Source organism: Streptomyces sp. NPDC019890 (genome assembly GCF_044903445.1).
Taxonomy (GTDB): Bacteria; Actinomycetota; Actinomycetes; order Streptomycetales; family Streptomycetaceae; genus Streptomyces.
Genome location: NZ_JBJDQK010000005.1, coordinates 192,395 through 214,779 on the forward strand (window position 1 = coordinate 192,395; position 22,385 = coordinate 214,779).

The 22,385-nt window shown below is 67.1% G+C and carries 17 protein-coding genes; 11 read left to right on the plus strand and 6 right to left on the minus strand.

Annotated elements, in window-relative coordinates:
- Positions 1 to 22: 22 nt before the first annotated feature.
- Positions 23 to 2,728: a transglycosylase domain-containing protein gene (locus ACI2LP_RS15910; protein ID WP_404725106.1), complete on the minus strand. Its 2,706-nt coding sequence runs from the start codon at positions 2,726 to 2,728 to the stop codon at positions 23 to 25.
- Between the two features lie 359 nt (positions 2,729 to 3,087).
- Here ACI2LP_RS15910 and ACI2LP_RS15915 point away from each other — a divergent pair, with 359 nt between their 5' ends.
- The 4 genes from ACI2LP_RS15915 (at position 3,088) to ACI2LP_RS15930 (ending at position 6,905) form a co-directional block, all read left to right on the plus strand.
- Positions 3,088 to 3,804 (plus strand): helix-turn-helix transcriptional regulator, encoded by a 717-nt coding sequence (locus ACI2LP_RS15915; protein ID WP_404725107.1) that lies wholly within the window; start codon positions 3,088 to 3,090, stop codon positions 3,802 to 3,804.
- A 59-nt stretch (positions 3,805 to 3,863) separates the two neighbouring features.
- Positions 3,864 to 4,946, plus strand: coding sequence for an inositol-3-phosphate synthase (locus tag ACI2LP_RS15920; protein ID WP_404725108.1), 1,083 nt, complete (start codon positions 3,864 to 3,866; stop codon positions 4,944 to 4,946).
- A 76-nt stretch (positions 4,947 to 5,022) separates the two neighbouring features.
- Positions 5,023 to 6,291 (plus strand): MFS transporter, encoded by a 1,269-nt coding sequence (locus ACI2LP_RS15925; protein ID WP_404725109.1) that lies wholly within the window; start codon positions 5,023 to 5,025, stop codon positions 6,289 to 6,291.
- A gap of 50 nt (positions 6,292 to 6,341) precedes the next feature.
- Positions 6,342 to 6,905 carry a hypothetical protein gene (locus ACI2LP_RS15930; protein WP_404725110.1) on the plus strand — a complete coding sequence of 188 codons (564 nt, stop codon included), beginning with the start codon at positions 6,342 to 6,344 and terminating at the stop codon, positions 6,903 to 6,905.
- Positions 6,906 to 7,024: 119 nt separating this feature from the next.
- Here the strand turns inward: ACI2LP_RS15930 and ACI2LP_RS15935 are convergent, their stop codons facing one another.
- On the minus strand, positions 7,025 to 8,467 hold the full coding sequence (locus tag ACI2LP_RS15935) for a CCA tRNA nucleotidyltransferase (protein WP_404725111.1): 1,443 nt from the start codon (positions 8,465 to 8,467) through the stop codon (positions 7,025 to 7,027).
- Between the two features lie 216 nt (positions 8,468 to 8,683).
- Between ACI2LP_RS15935 and ACI2LP_RS15940 the strand changes: the two genes are divergently transcribed.
- From ACI2LP_RS15940 to trxA, 7 genes are all read left to right on the plus strand, one after another.
- Positions 8,684 to 11,074, plus strand: a complete 2,391-nt coding sequence (locus ACI2LP_RS15940) for a DUF6049 family protein (protein WP_404725112.1) — start codon at positions 8,684 to 8,686, stop codon at positions 11,072 to 11,074.
- 45 nt (positions 11,075 to 11,119) lie between these two features.
- Entirely contained in the window at positions 11,120 to 13,273 is a 2,154-nt protein-coding gene (murJ, locus tag ACI2LP_RS15945) for a murein biosynthesis integral membrane protein MurJ (RefSeq protein ID WP_404725113.1), read from the plus strand.
- 120 nt (positions 13,274 to 13,393) lie between these two features.
- Entirely contained in the window at positions 13,394 to 15,097 is a 1,704-nt protein-coding gene (locus ACI2LP_RS15950) for a serine/threonine protein kinase (protein WP_404725114.1), read from the plus strand.
- A gap of 25 nt (positions 15,098 to 15,122) precedes the next feature.
- Positions 15,123 to 15,827, plus strand: a complete 705-nt coding sequence (sigM, locus tag ACI2LP_RS15955) for an RNA polymerase sigma factor SigM (protein ID WP_404725115.1) — start codon at positions 15,123 to 15,125, stop codon at positions 15,825 to 15,827.
- Entirely contained in the window at positions 15,824 to 16,726 is a 903-nt protein-coding gene (locus ACI2LP_RS15960) for an anti-sigma factor family protein (RefSeq protein WP_404725116.1), read from the plus strand. The genes sigM and ACI2LP_RS15960 overlap by 4 nt, the downstream gene beginning before the upstream one ends.
- Positions 16,727 to 16,851: 125 nt before the next feature.
- Positions 16,852 to 17,826, plus strand: a complete 975-nt coding sequence (trxB, locus tag ACI2LP_RS15965; RefSeq protein WP_404725117.1) for a thioredoxin-disulfide reductase — start codon at positions 16,852 to 16,854, stop codon at positions 17,824 to 17,826.
- A gap of 51 nt (positions 17,827 to 17,877) precedes the next feature.
- Positions 17,878 to 18,210, plus strand: coding sequence for a thioredoxin (gene trxA, locus ACI2LP_RS15970; protein WP_404725118.1), 333 nt, complete (start codon positions 17,878 to 17,880; stop codon positions 18,208 to 18,210).
- A gap of 79 nt (positions 18,211 to 18,289) precedes the next feature.
- Here trxA and ACI2LP_RS15975 read toward each other — a convergent pair whose 3' ends face one another.
- The 4 genes from ACI2LP_RS15975 to rsmG form a co-directional block, all read right to left on the minus strand.
- A complete protein-coding gene (locus ACI2LP_RS15975) occupies positions 18,290 to 18,907 on the minus strand; it encodes a GNAT family N-acetyltransferase (RefSeq protein WP_404725119.1) in 618 nt (205 codons plus the stop codon).
- 305 nt (positions 18,908 to 19,212) lie between these two features.
- A complete protein-coding gene (locus tag ACI2LP_RS15980; protein ID WP_404725120.1) occupies positions 19,213 to 20,304 on the minus strand; it encodes a ParB/RepB/Spo0J family partition protein in 1,092 nt (363 codons plus the stop codon).
- Positions 20,301 to 21,377 carry a ParA family protein gene (locus tag ACI2LP_RS15985; RefSeq protein WP_404725121.1) on the minus strand — a complete coding sequence of 359 codons (1,077 nt, stop codon included), beginning with the start codon at positions 21,375 to 21,377 and terminating at the stop codon, positions 20,301 to 20,303. The genes ACI2LP_RS15980 and ACI2LP_RS15985 overlap by 4 nt, the downstream gene beginning before the upstream one ends.
- A gap of 263 nt (positions 21,378 to 21,640) precedes the next feature.
- The gene (rsmG, locus tag ACI2LP_RS15990; RefSeq protein ID WP_404725122.1) at positions 21,641 to 22,357 is read right to left on the minus strand and encodes a 16S rRNA (guanine(527)-N(7))-methyltransferase RsmG; all 717 of its coding nucleotides are present in this window, start codon (positions 22,355 to 22,357) and stop codon (positions 21,641 to 21,643) included.
- Positions 22,358 to 22,385 lie beyond the last annotated feature (28 nt).

Below are 22,385 nucleotides of genomic sequence, written 5' to 3' on the forward strand. Positions count from 1 at the left end.
CCGTGGCGGACCGGTCGGCCCGCTAACTGCTCGTGCCTCCGAAGAAGCCTCCGTTGCCATTGCCGTTGCCGCCGTTACCGTTCGTGCCTGGTGGTGTCGTCGACGGACTGATCGTCGGATCGCCGGTGGGGTCACCGTTGGCTCCGCCGTTGCCTGCGCCGCCCTTGGTGCCGCAGGTGATGTCCTCCCACGGGTTGCAGGACTGGCTCGGATCGGGGCTGTCGGACGGCGTGGTGGACGGGTCACCCGAAGGCGTCGTCGACGGGGTGGTGGACGGTGTGGTGGACGGCGACGGGGGCGGGCTGGAGGCGCCGCCGCCCCAGATGGCCTCGCCATCGATGGACTCGGGCTCCGGGAAGGTCTCCACCGCCGTGTTCTTCAGCGCTTGCGTCATGTACGTCTGCCAGATCTCCGACGGGAACGACGCACCGTGGATCTTCTTCTGGCCACCGGTTCCGTACATCTCGAGGAACTCGCGCTTCTTGCCGCTCTTCTCGTCGTCGTCCATCCGGTACATGTCGATGGCGGTCGACAGCTGCGGCGTGTAGCCGACGAACCACGCGGACTTGTTGCCGTCGGTCGTACCGGTCTTGCCCGCCACCTGCCGCCCGGGGATCCGGGCGTTCTTGCCGGTGCCCTGGGGGTCGTCGACCACGGACCTGAGCACGTCCGTCACATTGCTTGCGACAGCGGTGGTGAAGGCGCGGTTGGGCTTGATCTCGGGCTTGAAGATGGTCTTGCCGCGCTCGTCGACGCGGGTGACGGAGTACGGGTCGCGCTGCTCACCATTGGCCGCGAAGGTCGCGTAGGAGCCGGCCATGCGGATGGCACTGGGGTCGGAGATACCGATCGAGAACGACGGCACATTCGACTTCGAGAGGCTGGACTCGAGCAGCCCGGCCTTGACCGCCGCCGTTCTCACCGTCGGAATGCCGATGTCCATGCCCAGCTGTACGAAGGGCGAGTTGGCGGAGTGGACCATGGCTTCGCGCAGGTCGATGTTCCCGTACGACTCATTGCCGTCGTTGGTCTGCAGCCACTCCTCGTTGTCCTCGTTCTTCCACACGGTGCCGTCGTAGTTCTTGATCTTGAGCTTGTTCTTGCCGCTGTAACGGCTCTTGTCGGGATCGACGATCTTGCGCTCCCCGGGCCCCTGCTCTTCCCCCAGCTCGGGGTCGCGCACGCCCTCCTGCATCGCCGCCGCGAGGACAAACGGCTTGAAGGTCGACCCGACCTGGGCACCGGTCTGGTCGGCGTTGTTGGTGAAGTGCTTGGTCGCGTCCTCACCGCCGTAGACGGCGACGATCGCCCCGCTCTTCGGGTCGACCGAGGCGCCACCGAACTGGACGTGCGTGTCCGTTTCCGGGCGCTTCTTGGGATTGATATTGGCGTCCCGGACCTTCTTGACCGCGGCCTCGAGCTTCTTGACCCTGTCCTTCTGGAAGGTCGTATGGATCTCGTAGCCACCCTGCGCGAGCTTGTTGGCGTCGATGCCCTGGTCGTTGTTGTTGAGAAAGTAGGACTTGGCGAGGTCCACCAGATAGCCGACCTGACCGCTCAGCTGCGCGTTCTTCTTGATCGGATGGGGCATCGGGAACTTGTTGGTGTACGTGGCCCGCTGTGCGGCACTGAGATGCCCGTCCTTGACCATCTCGTCGAGGATCCAGTTCCAGCGCTCCTTGGCGCGCGCAAGGTTGGCCTCCGGGGTCGCCGCGGGGTCGATGTCCCTGGCGCCGGCCGGGTCGAAGTAGGTGGCGCCCTTCAGCAGCGAGGCGAGGAACGCGCACTCGTCGGGCTCCAGGTCCTTGGCGTTCTTGCCGTAGTACGTGCGCGCCGCGGCCTGGATTCCGTACGCTCCGCGTCCGTAGTACGAGGTGTTCAGATAGCCGGCCATAATGTCGGGCTTGTCCATGTCCGTGCCGACCTTTATGGAGATGAACAGCTCCTTGAACTTACGGGTCAGGGTCTGGGACTGGTCGCCGAGCCGCGCGTTCTTCACATACTGCTGGGTAATGGTGGAGCCACCCTGGGTCTGGCCGCCCTTGGCCATGTTGACCAGGGCTCGGCCGATGCCCATCGGATCGATGCCCGAGTCGGTCCTGAACGTCTTGTTCTCGGCCGAGATCACCGCGTTCTGCATGGCGTCGGGGATCTGATCGATGCCGACGATCTGCCGGTTGATCTCGCCACCGGTCGCGGCCATCTGCGTGCCGTCCGCCCAGTAGTAGACGTTGTTCTGCGCCTCGGCCGTCCTGTCCGGATTCGGAACTCCCACCATCGCGTACGCAATGGTCGCGGCCGCCATCAGGCTGCCGATGAAGCCCAGGCAGAGGCCGGTGACCAGCTTCCACGACGGGACCCAGCGCCGCCATCCGTACTTGTTGTGGCGCGGATAGTCGATGAACCGCGGCCTGGACGGCCGCCCGCCGCGACCGCGGCCCTCGTGCCCACCGCCGCCGCCTCCGCGCCGACCGCCACCCCGGCCCCCGTGGCCGGATCCCGCGCCTTCGTCAACGCGCCGGCGACCACCTCCGCTCCGCTGTGCGGCACGGCGAGCCTCGGCCCGGCCGACGTGGGGACGCTCCTGGCCGTACGAAGCGGAAGGAGATCCTGAGGCATCGCCCCGGGAGGGGGCTGCGCGGCGGCCAGAAGGCTGCTGGGCGGCGCGTCTGGCCGCGGCACGGCCGCCGCCCTGGGACTGCGGCGGTTTGCGACGGTGCTCGCTCATCGAACGACTACTCCTCGGGCAGGCGAGACGCCTGGAAGCGGCAGTTGAGTTCCGGTCCCCCCGAAATGGATACGGACAAGCCCTGTGGGGGACTCATCCGCTGTGCACCCACGACGAGGACGCTCACTGGCGTCACGTGGTTCCCGGCGGTGTGCATGGCGCACAGACTACGCACGCTCAAAACCCGCCTAGGGCCGAAGGTCCCCCCAAATCAGGCAACTCGCCCCCCATGAATTGGCGATGTGACGCCGCTCACGATGGCCACTCTTGTCGCAGGAGGTACGTCGTTCTATCGTGCTGATGTATCGAATCGATACATCAGCACGGCATAAGCGACCGGGACGGCGAGGGAGGCAACAGTGAGCAGGCGCTCCGGCATCCTTGAGTTCGCTGTGCTCGGTCTGCTCCGTGAGGCCCCCATGCACGGGTATGAGCTGCGGAAACGGCTCAATACCTCGCTGGGGATCTTCCGGGCCTTCAGTTACGGAACCCTCTACCCCTGCCTCAAGACGCTGGTCGCCAACGGCTGGTTGATCGAGGAACCGGGCAGCGCTCCCGAGGAAGCGCTGGCCGCTTCACTCGCGGGTCGCCGCGCCAAGATCGTCTATCGGTTGACGGCGGAAGGTAAGGAACACTTCGAGGAGCTGCTCTCCCACACTGGCCCGGACACGTGGGAGGACGAGCACTTCGCCGCTCGCTTCGCCTTCTTCGGGCAGACCGAGCGCGAGGTGCGGATGCGGGTGCTCGAGGGCCGCCGCAGCCGGCTGGAGGAGCGTCTTGAGAAGATGCGCGCCTCCCTGGCGCGCACCCGCGAGCGCCTCGACGACTACACGCTTGAGCTGCAGCGACACGGCATGGAATCCGTGGAGCGCGAGGTGCGCTGGCTGAACGAGCTCATTGAGAGCGAGCGAGCGGGGCGGGAGCAGCGACAGTCCTCCCCCGAGAGCTCTGCTCAGCAGGACAACACATCTTCAGAGACGGGCGGCCTGCCCCGGCACAGGGGTGCCGAGCGGTCCGGGGGCACACCCCCCGGGCGCTCGACCCCGCCGGATCCGTCCGACGACACCGCCAAGTGAGGCCCTGCGCTCCGCAGGGTTTCATCCGGAATACCGAGATCACACAGGGAGCAACCGGAATGGGTTCGGTTCGCGTAGCCATCGTCGGCGTGGGCAACTGCGCCGCCTCGCTGGTGCAGGGCGTCGAGTACTACAAGGACGCCGACCCGGCCGGCAAAGTGCCGGGTCTGATGCACGTCCAGTTCGGCGACTACCACGTCAGCGACGTGGAGTTCGTGGCTGCCTTCGATGTCGACGCCAAGAAGGTCGGCCTCGACCTGGCGGACGCCATCGGCGCCAGCGAGAACAACACCATCAAGATCTGCGACGTGCCGTCCACCGGCGTCACCGTGCAGCGTGGGCACACGCTCGACGGCCTGGGCAAGTACTACCGCCAGACCATCGAGGAGTCCGCCGAGGCCCCGGTCGACATCGTCCAGATCCTCAAGGACAAGCAGGTCGACGTCCTGGTCTGCTACCTGCCCGTCGGTTCCGAGGACGCTGCGAAGTACTACGCGCAGTGCGCCATCGACGCCAAGGTCGCCTTCGTCAACGCCCTCCCGGTCTTCATCGCCGGTACCAAGGAGTGGGCGGACAAGTTCACCGAGGCCGGTGTCCCGATCGTCGGTGACGACATCAAGTCTCAGGTCGGCGCCACCATCACGCACCGCGTCATGGCGAAGCTGTTCGAGGACCGGGGCGTCATCCTGGACCGCACGATGCAGCTGAACGTCGGCGGCAACATGGACTTCAAGAACATGCTCGAGCGTGATCGCCTCGAGTCCAAGAAGATCTCGAAGACGCAGGCCGTCACCTCGCAGATCCGCGACCGCGAGCTGGGCGAGGACAACGTCCACATCGGCCCGTCGGACTACGTGGCCTGGCTGGACGACCGCAAGTGGGCGTACGTGCGCCTCGAGGGCCGTGCATTCGGCGAGGTCCCGCTGAACCTTGAGTACAAGCTCGAGGTCTGGGACTCCCCGAACTCCGCGGGCATCATCATCGACGCCGTGCGCGCTGCGAAGATCGCCAAGGACCGCGGCATCGGCGGCCCGATCCTCTCCGCGTCCTCGTACTTCATGAAGTCCCCGCCGGTTCAGTACTTCGACGACGAGGCCCGCGAGAACGTCGAGAAGTTCATCAAGGGCGAGGTCGAGCGCTAAGCGTTTGCCTGCTCGACCGCGGAGGGTCCCCGGGTTATCCGCCCGGGGACCCTCCGCGTATGTGACGCTTGATCGCATGCCTGTCGTACGTGACTTGCGCGTACTCCTGCGCCTGACGAATTTCCGGCGGCTGCTGGCTGTCCGGCTGCTCTCCCAGTCGGCCGACGGTGTCTACCAGGTCGCGCTCGCCACGTACGTGGTCTTCTCCCCGGAGAAGCAGACCTCACCGACCGCGATCGCCTCCGCCATGGCGGTGCTGCTGCTGCCGTACTCCGTGATCGGTCCGTTCGCCGGCGTCCTGCTGGACCGCTGGCAGCGCAGGCAGGTCTTCCTCTACGGGAATCTACTGCGGGCCCTTCTCTCGAGCGGTACGGCCGTGCTGATCCTCGTCTCAGCACCCGACTGGCTCTTCTACGCCTCCGCCCTGTCCGTTACGGCGGTCAACCGTTTCGTACTGGCGGGGATCTCCGCCTCGCTGCCCCGGGTGGTCGACGCGGACCGGCTCGTCATTGCCAACTCGCTCTCGCCGACGGCGGGCACGCTCGCGGCGACCGCCGGCGGTGGGCTCGCCTTCGCCGTGCGGTTGGTGTCGGCGGACTCCGACTCCGCGGTGGTGCTTCTCGGTGCCGCCCTCTACCTCTGTGCCGCGCTTGCGTCCCTGCGGATGCCGCGTGACCTGCTGGGCCCCGAACAGCAGTTGGTGCAGTCGCGGCTGATGTCCGCCCTCACCTCCACGGCGCGCGGTCTGGCGGGCGGACTGCGGCATCTGGCCGAACGCCGAGCGGCGGCCGCTGTACTGATCGCGATGACGGCGATGCGCTTCTGCTATGGCGCGCTGACCGTCATGGTGCTGATGCTGTGCCGGTACGCCTGGTACGAGAAGCAGTCAGACGGCCTGGCTCTGCTGGGCCTGGCCATTCTCATCTCGGGCGCCGGCTTCTTCGCGGCGGCCGTGCTGACCCCATGGGCGGTCGGCCGGCTCGGCCAGTTCGGCTGGGTGGCGGTGTGCGCGGGGACGGCTGCCATCCTCGAACCGGCGCTGGGGCTGCCTTTCGAACCCGCGCCGATACTGGTCGCCGCGTTCGTCCTCGGGATGATCACCCAGGGCGCAAAAATCGCCACGGACACCGTGGTGCAGATGTCGGTGGACGACGCCTTCCGCGGCAGGGTCTTCTCCATCTACGACGTGCTCTTCAACGTCGCTTTCGTGGGTGCTGCGGCAATCGCCGCACTGATGCTGCCTCCTGACGGACGGTCGGTTCAGCTCGCCGTCCTGGTCGCAGTCATCTACGCGACCGTCGCCGCAGCCATGGCCCGTTGGAGTCGTGTTGGCGCGGTGATATAGCGTGCGCGCGTCAAAGAATCGATCGCACACGTTCACTGGGGGACTCCCGCATGACCCATCCGCCTCAGCAGGGCCCAGGCGCGTACGGACACCCCGACCCGTACGCACAGCAGCCTCAGCAGCCATACCCGCCGCAGCCCGGCTACGGATATCCGCAGCAGCAACAGCCCTACCCGCAGCAGCCGCAGCCGGGGTACGGGCACCCCCAGCAGCCTCAGCAGCCGTACCCGCCGCAGCAGCAGTGGGGCGCCCCGCAGCCGCCGGCTCCGTCCAGGCGTGGTGGCCTCGGCATCAAGAACATCCTGAAGATCATCGGCGTTGTCATCGCCCTCATAGTCTTCGCGATCGTCTACTTCACGAGCCAGGACGACGCCGACAAGGCGGAGGTCGGCGACTGCATGCACAACAGCGGCTCCACGATCACTCCCGATCTCCAGGTAGTGAAGTGCGGCGACGCGAAGGCTGATTACAAGGTGGTCGAGGTTCACCCCGACACGACCGACCAAAAGCTCTGCGAAGGCAAGTCCGACGTTGGCTACTTCGAGCAGACGCGCGGCGGCAGGCGCAGCTCGGGCAAGCAGTTCGTGCTCTGCTTGAACAAGATCAAGAAGTAGGCGCGGAAGCAGCCGCGTACACCGAGGGGCGATGTTTCACGTGAAACATCGCCCCTCGCTCGTCGATCCGGCGCCATGTTTCACGTGAAACATGGTCGCTCCACATGCAGCGCCGACTCTCAGCCCTGCGTCGCCCACCATTCCTTCAGCGCCGCGACCGCCGCATCATGCTCCATCGGCCCGTTCTCCAGGCGCAGCTCCAGCAGAAACGCATACGCCTCGCCGATCACCGGGCCCGGCCCCACTCCCAGGATCTCCTGGATCTGATTGCCGTCCAGGTCGGGCCTGATGGCGTCCAGCTCCTCCTGCTCCTTCAGCTGCGCAATGCGCTCCTCAAGCCCGTCGTAGGTCCGGGAGAGGGCGATCGCCTTGCGCTTATTGCGCGTGGTGCAGTCCGAGCGGGTCAGCTTGTGGAGCCGGCTCAGCAGCGGCCCGGCATCTCGTACGTACCGCCGCACCGCCGAGTCGGTCCATTCGCCCGCACCGTAGCCGTGGAACCGCAGATGCAGCTCCACCAGTCGCGAGACATCCCTGACCATGTCGTTGGAGTACTTGAGCGCGGTCATCCGCTTCTTGGTCATCTTCGCGCCCACCACCTCGTGATGGTGGAAGGAGACCCGGCCGTCGGCCTCGAAGCGCCGCGTGCGCGGCTTTCCGATGTCATGGAGCAGCGCAGCCAGCCGCAGGACCAGGTCCGGCCCGTTCTCCTCCAGATCGATGGCCTGATCCAGGACGGTCAGAGAGTGCTCGTACACATCCTTGTGCCGATGGTGCTCATCACTCTCCAGCCGCAGCGCCGGCAGCTCGGGCAGCACATGATCGGCCAGGCCGGAGTCGACGAGCAGTCCCAGCCCCTTGCGCGGGTGGGCGGAGAGGACCAGCTTGTTCAGCTCGTCACGCACGCGCTCGGCGGAGACGATCTCGATACGGTCCGCCATCCCCTTCATCGCGGTGAAGACCTCGGGGGCGACCTCGAAGTCCAGCTGCGCCGCGAAACGGGCGGCCCGCATCATGCGCAGCGGATCGTCAGAGAAAGACTCCTCCGGCGTCCCGGGGGTCCTCAGAACACGCTCGGCCAAGTCCTCAAGGCCGCCGTGCGGATCGATGAACTCCTTCTCCGGCAACGCCACGGCCATCGCATTCACAGTGAAATCGCGACGTACGAGATCTTCTTCGATCGAATCACCGTAGGACACTTCAGGCTTCCGCGAGGTCCTGTCGTACGCCTCCGAGCGGTACGTGGTGACCTCGATCTGGTAGCCCTCCTTCTGGCAGCCGACCGTGCCGAACGCGATCCCGACCTCCCACACCGAATCCGCCCAGGGACGGATGATCTTCAGTACGTTCTCGGGGCGGGCGTCGGTCGTGAAGTCGAGGTCATTGCCGAGCCGGCCGAGGAGCGCATCCCGGACCGAGCCGCCGACCAGGGCAAGACTGAACCCGGCCTCCTGGAAGCGTCGGGCGAGATCGTCGGCGACAGGCGAGACACGCAGCAGTTCGCTGACCGCGCGACGTTGCACCTGGCTCAGTGCGGTGGAGTTGTCTTCGTTGGCGTTCGGCACAACAGAAAAGGGTACGTGCCGCGGCCCACCCGAGCGCCCCCGTTTATGGCGGCGCACAGAGTAACCGCTCACAGTGGCGTTCTTGGCCACCCGGAAGTCCCTTCCGATCATGTGGGGCACTCCGCGGCACTTCGACGCCGCGCACCTCGTTACCATGCGTGGACGCAAGAACCGAGAACCACCACCGGCAGCAGACGACGAGGGACGGGCGAGCGCGTGGCCGACGCGGCAGACTTCCAGGGGATGAGTGCTTCTCCTGCCCGCCGGTGGCTGCGCCGCACAGCCTCCCTGATCCTTGGCGCCCCGCTTGTGGCCGGGCTGCTGTGCGGTCCCGCCACGCCGGCCGCGCACGCCTCCGAGACCGCCTCGGCCTCGCAGACGGTGGATGTGTCCCTCGACACTCTGACGCCGTCAGCTCCTGGGCAGCACGACACACTCACTGTCTCCGGTTCGGTCACCAACAAGGGCAAGCAGACCGTCACCGATGCCCAGATCGATCTACGGGTGGGCCCGAGGCTGTCCGGCAGGATCGCGATCGACCGGGCCGCCGAGCGGTCCGGTGATGGCGCGGTCGCCGACGCACCACCCGTCGGCGACAAGTACAGCGTCAAGATTCCACAGCTCCTCTCCGGCATCAGCCGGGATTTCACGCTCCGGATCCCGGTCGATGAGCTGGAACTCGACGAGGACGGCGTCTACCAGCTCGGTGTCTCCCTGTCGGGCCAGACCCCGGACGAGCCGTTCGATCAGCTCCTGGGCGTCGAGCGGACCTTCCTGCCCTGGCAGCCCGAGGCCACCGAGAAGAAGACGCAGTTCAGCTATCTCTGGCCGCTGATCTCCTCGACCCACCTCACCTCGGAGACCGGTTCGGACGAGCAGCAGACGCCCGTCTTCGAGGACGAGGCGCTGGCTGCGGAGCTCGCCCCGGGAGGGCGGCTGGACCAGCTTGTCTCGCTCGGCAATACGCTGCCCGTCACCTGGGTCATCGACCCGGACCTGCTGGCCACCGTCGACGCGATGACCAGGAACTACCAGGTCAAGAACGGGAACACCACGGTCGCGGGCAAGAACCAGGCTCTCGCGAAGCGGTGGCTGAGCGCCGTCGAGGCCGCGGTCCAGGGCAGCAGGGTGGTCGCGCTTCCCTTCGCCGACCCTGATCTGGCGTCCTTGGCACACCGCGGAAAGAACGTCTCCGGATCCCTCAGCCATCTTCAGCCGGCCACCGAGGTCGCCGAGACGACCGTGGAGACGATCCTCCATGTGAAGCCGTCCATCGACTTTGCCTGGCCCGTTGACGGCGCCATCGACTCCTCGATCGTGGATGTCGCCACCTCGGCCGGCGCCCACAAGGTGATCGCCCGCAGCGACAGCCTGCGGGACGACCTGTCGTACACGCCCAGCGCTGCCCGGCCGATCGGCGGCGGGACGACGGCGGTGGTCGCCGATTCCCGGCTCTCCACCGCCTTCGCGGGCGACATGATCAACACGGAGAATTCGACGCTCGCGGTCCAGAAGTTCCTGGCCCAGACACTTGCGCTGACCCTCCAGGACCCGGACAACCAGCGGAGCATCGTCGTCGCCCCGCAGCGGATGCCCACCGCGTCCCAGGCTCAGTCCATGGCACGTGCGCTGCAGGCCCTCGATGGTCAGCGCTGGACGCAGCCGCTCGACCTGGTCGCGGCCGCGGGCGCCAAGCCCGACGCCAATGCCACGACCAAGGTGCCCGGCACTTCCCGGTACCCCGGGCATCTGCGCAAGCAGGAGCTGCGGATCCAGGCGTTCCGGGACATCAGGAACACGCAGAACACCCTCGACAACTTCAAGGTCATCCTCACGGCGCAGGACCGTGTGGAGACCCCCTTCGGCCGGGCGATCGACCGGGAGATGTCCACTTCCTGGCGAGGCAAGCCGGTGGAGGCCAAGGAGTACCGCGACCAGGTACGGGCCTATCTGCGGAGCCTCACCGAAGAGGTGCAGCTGATCGAGAAGTCGGCCATCACGCTCTCGGGGCGCAGCGCGACGATCCCGGTCACCGTGCAGAACAGGCTGGTCCAGGGAATCGACCATCTGGTCCTGCGGCTTACCTCGGACAACCCCACTCGCCTCAACCTCGACCACGACAAGGGCACCGCCGAGCAGCCGATCAAGGTCGAAGGGGGCCACAGCCAGTCGGTGAAGTTCGCGGCGTCGGCCAACGCCAATGGCCCCGTGAAAATGACGGCACAGCTCTTCACCGAGGACGGCAAGCCGTACGGCGATGCCATGGAGTTCACGGTGAAGGTCTCGGAGATCACCCCTACTGTGATGCTTGTCATCGCGGGTGGTGTTCTGCTGCTCGTCCTCGCAGGCATCAGGATGTACAGCCAGCGCAAGCGCGCGGCAGCCCGCGATGCGATGGCGGCCGATGCAGACGGGCCGGAGGGGCTGGAAGACTCGGATGACTCCGCCGACGCTGAGGACGCGGACGGCTCCGACGACTCCGACGAGACTGAGGACGCCGAGGGTGGCATCGAAGGCCCCGATCCCGGGCAGGCGAGTGACCCGACACCGGACACCGGACCGGAAAGCGGTGACCCGTCCGGCACTGGTGAGAAAGTGGACCGTTGAGCGATGTCGTGGCCGGCCGGCCGGGGACGATGAGGTGGGGTTGCAATGAACGCGCCGTACGACGGTGACCGCGGCCAGGGTGTGAGCAGAGACCCGGCAGGCCAGGTTCCGCCGCAGCCGACCCCCGAGCCCTCCACACAGGACCCGTACGTCCAGGACGCCTATGCCCATGATCCCTACGGGTCGCAGGATCTGTCGGCCCAGGACCCGGTGACCGAGGCGCTCTACGACCGCGCCGCGCACCCGCCACCACCCCCGGGCACCTACCAGGAGCCCCAGCCGCTGTACCAGCAGCCGCCGTCCCCTCAGCACACACCGGACCCGCGTATCTGGGCGCAGACCCCGCCGCCCGAGCCCGCAGGGCCGTCCCGTCACCTGCCGTACGGCGACGACGCCAGAACCACCCAGTTCACCGGCGTCGACGATCTGGTCACCCGGGCCGGCGAGCAGGAACCGGAGCCCGACGCCTTCGCACACCTCTTCCGGGACCAGCAGGCATCCGGTCAGCCCGAGCCCGCCCCCGAACCGCTCCCGGCAGCTCCGGCTCCCAAGAAGCCGGGCAGCCGGGCCTCCAGCCTGCTGAAGTCCAGCGCTGTGATGGCGGCCGGCACGATCGTCTCCCGGATGACGGGCTTCCTGCGCACCCTTGTGATGGCCGCGGCAATCGGAGTCGGCACGCTCAACGACTCCTACCAGGTCGCCAACGTCCTTCCGACGATGATCTACGTACTGGTCGGCGGCGGTGCTCTGAACGCGGTCTTCATCCCTCAGCTCGTGCGGGCGATGAAGAACGACGACGACGGTGGCGAGGCGTACGCCAACCGGCTGCTGACCCTCGTGGTAGTGCTGCTCGCCGGTGTCACGACGATCTGTGTGCTGGCCGCGCCCGTCCTCATCCGGATGATGTCGACGGAGATCGCGTCCAACCCGGAACGGATGGAAGTAACGGTCGCCTTCGCGCGCTACTGCCTGCCCACGATGTTCTTCATGGGCCTCCACGTGGTCCTCGGCCAGATCCTCAACGCCCGCGGCAGGTTCGGCGCGATGATGTGGACCCCGGTCCTGAACAACATCGTGATCATCGCGACCTTCGGCGCCTTCATCTGGGCCTTCGGCAGCTTCACCGGCTCCCGGATGCAGGCCGAGACCATCACCCCGGAAGGCGTCCGGCTGCTGGGCCTCGGCACCCTTCTCGGTCTCGCCGTACAGGCGCTTGCGATGGTCCCGTATCTGCGCGAAGCGGGCTTCACGATGCGGCTCCGCTTCGACTGGAGGGGCCACGGTCTGGGCAAGGCCGTCGGGCTGGCCAAGTGGACTTTCTTCTTCGTCCTCGCCAATCAGCTCGGCATGATCGTTGTCACCCAGCTCGCCACCTGGGCGGGCTCCGTGGCCGAGAAGCAGGGCTTCACCGGCACCGGCATCACCGCGTACAACTACGCGCTTCTGCTGTGGCAGATGCCACAGGCCATCATCACCGTCTCCGTGATGACCGCGGTCCTGCCGAGAATCTCCCGATCGGCCCATGACGGCGACCCCGCCGCGGTGCGCGACGACATCTCGTACGGGCTGCGCACCTCCGCCGTTGCGATCGTGCCGTGCGCCTTCGCCTTCCTCGCACTCGGCATGCCGATGGCGACGCTGCTCTACGCGGGCTCGGGCGCCGAGGGCGCCCGCGGTATCGGCTTCACCCTGATGGCCTTCGGTCTCGGCCTCATCCCGTACTCCGTGCAGTACGTCGTGCTGCGCGGGTTCTACGCGTACGAGGACACCCGAACCCCCTTCTACAACACCGTGATCGTGGCCCTCTTCAATGCCGCGGCCTCCGCGCTCAGCTTTGTCGTGCTGCCGGCCCGCTGGGCGGTCGTAGGCATGGCCGCCTCGTACGGCCTCGCCTACGCCGTCGGCGTGGGCATCGCCTGGCGACGGCTGAAGAACCGCCTCGGCGGCGATCTGGACGGCTCGCACGTCATGCGTACGTACGCCCGCCTCTGCATGGCTTCCGTTCCCGCAGCGGCGGCCGGAGGTGCGGTCGCCTTCGTCATCATCAAGGCGCTGGGTACCAGTGCCCTCGGTTCGCTCGCCGCCCTGGCCGGCGGCGGGGTCGTGTTGCTGGGCGTCTTCTTCGTTGCCGCGAAGCGGATGCGCATCGATGAGCTCAACGCAATGGTCGGCATGGTGCGCGGGCGCCTCGGACGTTAAGGAGCCCGCGCGTCCCGCACAACCATCGTCGGCCGCCGTGTGTCGTGCATAGCGGCCGACTGTGGGCACAATTGGCATGGCTGTTGAATATGCGCAACGGATGGGGAGGCAGGAACGACGGTGGCGGAACGTAGCACGGCTGCCGTCGACGTGGCCGACAACAGCGGAGACGATCCGCTGACCGCGCAGGCGGGCAAGGCCACGACCGACGGGGCGGCGGAATCCCAGGAAACAGCGGAGAAGACCGCACCGGACACAGGCAGCGAACGGCAGGACACCGATCCCACCATCGCGACGCCCGAACTGCACAGTGGTCACAAGCTCGCCAGACGCTATCGGCTCGAGGAGTGCGTCACCCGTCTGGACGGTTTCAGCAGTTGGCGTGCGGTCGACGAGAAATTGCGCCGCGCCGTCGGCGTCCATCTGCTCCCCGCCGATCACCCACGGGCCCGTTCCGTGCTCGCGGCGGCCCGCTCGTCGGCGCTTCTCGGCGACCCCCGCTTCGTACAGGTCCTGGACGCCGTCGAGGAGAACGACCTCGTCTACGTCGTCCACGAGTGGCTTCCGGACGCGACAGAGCTCACCGCGCTGCTCGCCATGGGACCCATGGAGCCGCACGACGCGTACCAGCTCGTCGACCAGCTCTCCCAGGCGATGGCCGCGGCGCATCGTGAAGGGCTGGCACACCTCAGGCTCACCCCGGGCGCGGTGCTGCGGAGTTCGACCGGCCAGTACCGCATCCGCGGCCTCGCGGTGAACGCCGCCCTGCGCGGAATCACCGCCGACCGGCCGCAGCGCACCGACACCGAGGCGATCGGCGCCCTCCTCTACGCCGCGCTGACCCAGCGCTGGCCGTACGAGAACGACGCGTACGGACTGTCCGGCCTGCCCAAGGGCGTTGGGCTCCTCTCTCCCGACCAGGTACGGGCCGGGGTGCACCGCGGGCTCTCCGAGCTCGCCATGCGCGCCCTGGTCAACGACGGCGCCACGGCATCCCGCCAAGAGCCGCCCTGCACCACGCCCGACGAACTGGCCACGGCCGTCGCCGCGATGCCCCGCATCCGGCCGCCGGAGCCCGCGTTCACCTCCCCGCCCGAGTACCAGCGGACCACGTACCAGCAGGGCACGTACGGCCGTCCTGCGGCACGTCCCGGCCCCACGGCACCCCAGCCGGTGGCAACCCCACCGGCGCCGCTCCAGAGCCGCACCGGCAAGGTCCTCAAGTGGACCGTGGCCGCGTTGCTCATCGCGGCGCTGGGACTCGGCAGCTGGCAGATCGCCGACAAGCTCATCGACCGTGAGAAGGACCCGGTCGATCCGGGTACGTCGCAGTCGAACAGCGGTGAGAACAACACCGACGACGACAAGTCCGGCAAGCCGGTCGCCATCGCCGGAGCCCGCGACTTCGACCCCTTCGGCCAGGATCACTCCGAGAAGCCCGCCGGGGTCAAGAACAGTTACGACAACGACCCGACCAGTTACTGGAACACCGATGGCTACAAGTCCTCGAACTTCGGCAACCTGAAGGCCGGCGTCGGCATCATTCTGGACCTGGGCAAGGTCCAGCAGGTCGGCACTGTGGATGTCTCATTCCTTGGCGGCGAGACATCCGTAGAACTTCGGGCCGCACCCGAAGGAACCACGGCGGAGCCGGCGACGTTCGACGGGTTCACCAAGGTCTCTGCCGGGACCGGGGCAAATGTGTCCCTCAAGCCCGGCAAGCCGGTACAGACGCGATACGTTCTGCTCTGGCTGACCAAGCTGCCGCCGAGCGGCGACGGCGACTGGCGGGGCAAGGTATCGGAGATCAAGATCACCAGCTGACGGCACCAGGGGAGGGGGCTCACCGTTGGACGACGCGACACTCGGCGACACGAGCGACCAGGATCTTCTGGCTCGCCATGTCGCGGGGGACCCGGATGCCTTCGGTGAGCTCGTACGGCGACACCGCGACAGGCTCTGGGCTGTTGCCCTGCGCACGCTGGGAGACCGCGAGGAAGCCGCGGACGCGGTCCAGGACGCCCTGGTGTCCGCCTTCCGGGCCGCCCACACCTTCCGTGGCCAGTCCGCCGTCACCACCTGGCTCCACCGCATCACCATCAATGCGTGTCTGGACCGGGCACGCAAGGCGGCCTCACGGAAGACCTCTCCCGTCGACGACACCGAGCGACTGGAGCAGCTCCTCGAACCTCATGAGTCCGCCGAGGCACCGGCTGAGCGTCAGGATCTGCACCGCGAACTCCTCGCTGCCCTGGCAAAGCTCCCCGTCGACCAGCGGGCCGCCCTGGTGCTGGTGGACATGCAGGGCTATCCAGTGGCGGAGGCTGCGCGCGTCCTCGACGTGCCGACCGGGACCGTGAAGAGCCGGTGCGCTCGCGGTCGGGCGCGGCTGTTGCCCATGCTCACCCATCTGCGCGGTGATGCAGGGGATAACCCGCAGCTCGGCATGGGAAGGAACCGGACGCCGGGGACATCCGTCCCACCGGAGTCGGGGCAAGAGAACGCAGGGACGAGTGATCCTGCAGCTGTGAAGGGCGGAGGTGGGCGCGCGTGACTTCCACGGCCGACACGACTCAGCATCCGGACGTCTCAGAAATCTCCGACCTGACCGAAGGTCTCCTCTCCCCGTCCCGAACTGCCGAGGTACGGGAGCATCTTGACAGCTGTCCCCTGTGCGCCGATGTACGGGCGTCCCTCGAAGAGATCCGCGGGCTGCTCGGCACACTGCCCGGAGCCCATCGGATGCCCGCCGATGTCGCAGGCCGCATCGATGCCGCTCTGGCCGCTGAGGCTCTCCTGAACGCGACCACGCCCGAGGAAGCGGCACATGTTTCACGTGAAACATCGCCCTCCCTACAGCCGTCCGAGACCACCCCTGCCGACCGTCCAGCAGGCCACGCGCGTGCTGCCACAGGCCCGGGCCGCAGCCGCAAGGTGCCACACCGCCGCAAAACTGTGCTGGGCGCCGTCCTCGGCGCGGCCGCGGTCGGCATGAGCGTCCTGCTCCTCCAGTCGCTGCAGCCCACCGGTGGGAACAGCGCCGACTCGGCAAAGAAGGACGCCAGCGTCAGCTCAGCAACAGGAGACTCCCAGGATTTCTCCGCGTCCGGCCTCCAGAACCGCGTACAGGCACTGCTCGCCACCAGCTCCGGTCAGCCGGAGCAGCGGATCGAGAAGGGCCCGTCCATCGAAGGCCATGCCAGTCCTGCCTCACCCCGGACGCTGGAGCGCCCGGCGGTGCCACCCTGCATCCAGAAGGGCACCGGCCGGACCGAGTCCCCGATCGCCTTCGAGCGGGGCGAGTACAAAGGTGACAACGCCTACCTCGTCGTGCTCCCGCACGCCACGGACAGTAAGCAGGTTCAGGCCTATGTGATCGACGCCGCATGTGTCGACACGGCGCCCGCGGCCACGGGAAAACTCCTGCTGACGAACACCTATCCTCGCCGCTGACACACACCACTGCGTCGCTCGGGCATCCCGGGAATGCAAGCCCCGTAGGATCCGTTGGGTGGGGTGAGAGTCATTGACCCGGCCCAGTAGGCAGCACGCAGTCCGCAGAGACGAGGAAGAAACCCGTGAGCGACGTTCGTAACGTGATCATCATCGGCTCCGGGCCGGCCGGCTACACGGCGGCGCTTTATACGGCGCGCGCATCGCTGCAGCCGCTGGTCTTCGAGGGTGCCGTCACCGCAGGCGGTGCGCTGATGAACACGACCGATGTGGAGAACTTCCCTGGTTTCCGCGACGGCATCATGGGCCCCGACCTGATGGACAACATGCGCGCCCAGGCCGAGCGCTTCGGCGCTGAACTGGTGCCGGACGACGTCGTCTCGGTCGACCTCAGCGGCGAGATCAAGACCGTCACCGACACCGCGGGCACCATCCACCGGGCCAAGGCCGTCATCGTCACCACCGGCTCCCAGCACCGCAAGCTCGGCCTGCCGAACGAGGACGCGCTCTCCGGACGCGGCGTCTCCTGGTGCGCAACCTGCGACGGGTTCTTCTTCAAGGACCAGGACATCGCCGTGATCGGCGGCGGTGACACGGCGATGGAGGAGGCAACCTTCCTCTCCCGGTTCGCCAAGTCCGTCACCATCGTCCACCGCCGTGACACCCTGCGCGCCTCCAAGGCCATGCAGGACCGTGCCTTCGCCGACCCGAAGATCTCCTTCGCCTGGCACAGCGAGGTCGCGGAGATCCACGGTGACCAGAAGCTGACCGGTCTGACCCTGCGCAACACCAAGACCGGTGAGACCTCTGCGCTCCCCGTCACCGGGCTGTTCATCGCCGTGGGCCACGACCCGCGGACCGAGCTCTTCAAGGGCCAGCTCGACCTGGACGACGACGGCTACCTGAAGGTCGATGCGCCGTCGACGCGCACCAACCTCAGCGGCGTGTTCGCCGCGGGTGACGTCGTCGACCACACCTACCGTCAGGCCATCACCGCTGCCGGCACCGGCTGCTCCGCCGCTCTCGACGCCGAGCGTTACCTCGCCGCTCTCGCCGACGGCGAGAAGGCGGCAGAGCTGGAAAAGACCCCCGCGGTCTGACTCCTGCGCACCATCCCCCTCTCACCCGCTTAAAGAAACAAGGAGGCCGCCGTGGCCGGCGCCCTGAAGAACGTGACCGACGCATCCTTCGAAGAGGACGTCCTCAAGAGCGACAAGCCCGTACTGGTCGACTTCTGGGCCGCCTGGTGCGGCCCGTGCCGCCAGATCGCTCCGTCCCTCGAGGCAATTGCTGCCGAGCACGGTGACAAGATCGAGATCGTAAAGCTCAACATCGACGAGAACCCGGCCACGGCAGCCAAGTACGGCGTCATGTCCATTCCGACGCTGAACGTCTACCAGCACGGTGAGGTCGCCAAGACGATCGTCGGCGCCAAGCCGAAGGCCGCGATCGTCCGCGATCTTGAGGGCTTCATCGGCGAGTAGTCACGGGCTTCGCTGTTTCACGTGAAACACAAATGGGCTCATCCCCTGGGGGGATGAGCCCATTCTCGCGTTCGGAGTCTCACAGGGGCCTCAGAGCGGGCTCCTTCTGTACCGCGCCGAGCAGCCGGTCCAGCGCCAGCTCCACATCTTCCTTCCAGGAGAGCGTGGTCCGCAGCTCCAGTCTCAGCCGTGGGTACGTCGGATGCGGACGCACCGTTTTGAAGCCGACGGCCAGAAGATGCTCGGCGGGCAGCACACAGGCAGGCTCCTTCCAGCGGGCATCGCCGAATGCCTCGATCGCTCGGAAGCCACGTCGCAAGAGGTCCTTGGCCACCGTCTGCACGATGACCCTGCCGAGCCCCTGTCCTTGATACCCCGGGCTGATCCAGGCGGTCATCAGCTGGACAGCGTCAGGAGAAACGGGGCTCGTCGGGAAGGCCGTGGACCGTGGCACATAGGCCGGAGGCGCATAGAGCACGAAGCCGACCGGCACATCGTCGACATAGACAACCCGGCCGCAGGAACCCCATTCGAGCAGCACGGCAGAGATCCAGGCCTCTTTCTCAAGCTCGGGAGTTCCCGCTTTTACCGCGGCTTCTCCACTGACCGGATCAAGCTCCCAGAAGACGCACGCACGACAACGCTTGGGAAGGTCCGAAAGGTTGTCCAGCGTGAGCGGTACAAGCCGACGCCCCATGAAGGCTGTTCCTCGCTTCCTTCACCCGCCGCTCCACGAGCAGCTGCCAGCGCGCTCCGCTCCTGGAGCAGGCTGCTGATGAAACCTCCGACTGCCCCAAGGCCCAAGCCTGCTGTCACCAGTTGGCTGCGGCTCACCGTTCGCATGCCCTCGCCCTCCCTCTGAGGTGGATCAAGGTGGATGCGCCATACCAGAACGCATCGTATCCACCCAGCCCCGGCACGGGTACCGCCCTACAGCAAAGGGCGGGTCGTATCCGGTCAACCCACCGGACACGACCCGCCCTTTCCTTTCGTCCCGAAGCCTCAGACCTCGTCGTCCTCGGGCTCCTCAGCGAGACCCTTCTCCAGGACCCGACCCTCGCCAGGTGCGAGGGTGCCGAGAATCCGCTCCAGATCGTCTATCGAGGCGAACTCGACGACGATCTTTCCCTTCTTCTGGCCGAGGTCGACCTTCACTCGGGTCTCGAAGCGGTCGGAGAGACGTGAGGCCAGGTCCGTCAGAGCAGGCGACAGCCGGGCACCGGCACGGGGGCTCTTCGGCTTGGACGTGCTCTTCGGGTTCGAGTTGATCAGCGTCACGATCTCTTCGACCGCTCGGACCGAGAGCCCCTCGGCCACGATCCTGTGTGCCAACCTGTCCTGCTCCTCGGAGTCCTCGACCGAGAGCAGCGCCCGCGCATGACCGGCCGAGAGCACCCCTGCGGCGACCCTGCGCTGGACGGGGGGCGACAGACGCAGCAGACGCAGTGTGTTGGAGACCTGCGGACGCGAGCGTCCGATCCGGTCGGCCAGCTGGTCATGCGTGCAGTTGAAGTCCTTCAGGAGCTGGTCGTAGGCGGCAGCCTCTTCCAGCGGATTCAACTGCGCGCGGTGCAGATTCTCCAGCAGCGCGTCCAGGAGAAGCTTTTCGTCGTCCGTGTGCCGGACGATCGCGGGGATCCGCTCCAGAGCGGCCTCACGGCAGGCCCGCCAGCGGCGCTCGCCCATGATGAGCTCATAGCGCTCCGGCCCCAGCTGCCGAACGACGACGGGCTGGAGAAGACCCACTTCCTTGATGGAAGTAACCAGTTCGGCAAGAGCGTCCTCGTCGAAGACCTCACGCGGCTGGCGCGGGTTGGGCGTAATGGCGTCGAGCGGCAGCTCGGCAAAGTGCGCGCTGGCCGGCTCCGTGGGCGATGCCGCCTCCGGCTCCGGCGCGGGCGTGATCGCCTCGGGCGAGGCAGCGGCTGCCGGAAGCGTTGTCACCTTGGCGGCTGCCACCCCCCGTTCCGCCGTCAGTACCGGAGCCGCTCCCGGAGAGCTGGAAGCCCCAGCAGGGGGCACCTGCTTCTCCTGGGGAGCGGCAGGGATCAGGGCACCGAGCCCACGCCCCAATCCTCTACGTCGCTCGCTCACTGGATCCCCTCCGAGATGTTCTGCTGGCTGTTCTGGCTGCCCACATGGCCCTGCTGCGGGTCGTAGTGGATCCCGACCCCACGCAGGGCGATTTCACGAGCCGCCTCAAGATACGACAGCGATCCGCTGGAACCCGGATCGTAGGTGAGCACCGTCTGCCCGTAGCTCGGCGCCTCCGAAATACGCACCGAGCGCGGGATGCTCGTCCGCAGCACCTCGTCGCCGAAGTGGCTGCGCACCTCGTCCGCCACCTGCGAAGCGAGCCGGGTTCTGCCGTCGTACATGGTGAGCAGAATCGTCGAGACATGCAGCGTGGGGTTGAGATGCCCGCGCACCAGATCCACGTTCCTCAGCAGCTGTCCCAGCCCCTCCAGCGCGTAGTACTCGCACTGGATGGGGATGAGCACTTCCGCACCGGCGACCAGCGCATTGACGGTCAGCAGACCGAGCGACGGCGGGCAGTCGATGAGGATGTAGTCCAGTGGCTGCTCATAGGCCTGGATGGCCCGCTGCAGTCGGCTCTCCCGCGCCACCAGCGATACCAGCTCGATCTCCGCACCGGCGAGATCGATGGTGGCGGGGGCGCAGAAGAGGCCTTCGACGTCCGGGACCGGTTGGACCACCTCGGAGAGCGGCTTGCTCTCCACCAGGACGTCATAGATCGAGGGGACTTCGGCGTGGTGATCGATCCCCAGCGCCGTGGAGGCGTTGCCCTGTGGATCCAGATCGACCACCAGGACGCGCGCGCCGTGCAGCGCGAGCGAGGCGGCGAGATTGACCGTGGTGGTGGTCTTCCCTACGCCGCCCTTCTGGTTGGCCACGACCATGACGCGTGTCTGCTCAGGTCGGGGAAGACCCTCACCGGCACGCCCCAGCGCCTCCACGGCCAGCTGGGCAGCACGGCCAATGGGGGTGTCGTCCATCGGGGGCGGTGTTTCACGTGAAACATCCTCCCCCGACGACTCGGTACGGGGACCGGGGACCGGATCGGTCATCGGTCCCGCGATGTTGGCGTCGGACCGCAAGGATTCACTCTCCTCGACTTCAGGCTCGCAATGAACAGAGCCTGCCATGCTTTCGGGGTCGTGAACCAGCGAGGCCCGTGGTTCTGTGGATGAATCCACATCTGTGGATAATTCCGTAGCCCTCAGTAGGGGCTTGCGGTCCCGCAGCGGGGCGGCAGCACGGCCGCGGCTGATGATTCCCTGCAGCAGTGAGCGATGTTTCACGTGAAACACGATGCACGCGCCGCATCCCTACAGTCGCTCGACACTCCGAATTGCGTACGTATGGAAGCTTGTATGGAGCATCGCTGATAGACAGTACGAACTGTGGATCAGCGACGCCGACGGGTTCGGCTGGTTCGGGCGGCCTTGGCCCGCTTCGCCGCAAAACGCACTCCGCCAGGGCTCTCCCCGACCTCTACGCGCACCACAGTGGACAGCGGATCGACCAACCCTTCCCCGACATGCAGCACCGAGGTCTCCACCACACCGAGCTTGCTCAGCGCGGCCCTGGCCCCCTGAATCTCCTCCTCCGCAGTGTCGCCCTTCAGCGCCAGCATCTCTCCGTACGGACGCAGCAGGGGCACTCCCCAGCCCGCCAACCGGTCCAGCGGGGCCACGGCCCGCGCCGTCACCACATGGACTGGGGACAGCGTGCCCAGTACTTCTTCGGCACGGCCCCGGACCACGCTCACATGGTCCAGGCCCAGCAGCTCGACCACCTCCTGGAGGAAGTTCGTCCGCCGCAGAAGCGGCTCAAGGAGCGTGATCTTCAGATCGGGGCGCACCAGCGCGAGCGGAATGCCGGGCAGTCCCGCCCCCGAGCCCACATCGCAGACCGTGACGCCCGCCGGCACGACCTCCGAGAGCACCGCACAGTTCAGCAGATGCCGCTCCCACAGCCGCGGCACCTCACGGGGACCGATCAGGCCACGCTTGACTCCGGCATCCGCGAGCAGCTCCGCATACCGCACGGCCTCCGGAAAGAACTCGCCGAATACCGTCCGCGCCACTTCTGGCGCCTGGGGAAGCTCTGCTGGCTCCGTCACGGGAACCGTCCTTCCGTACCGCACTGTC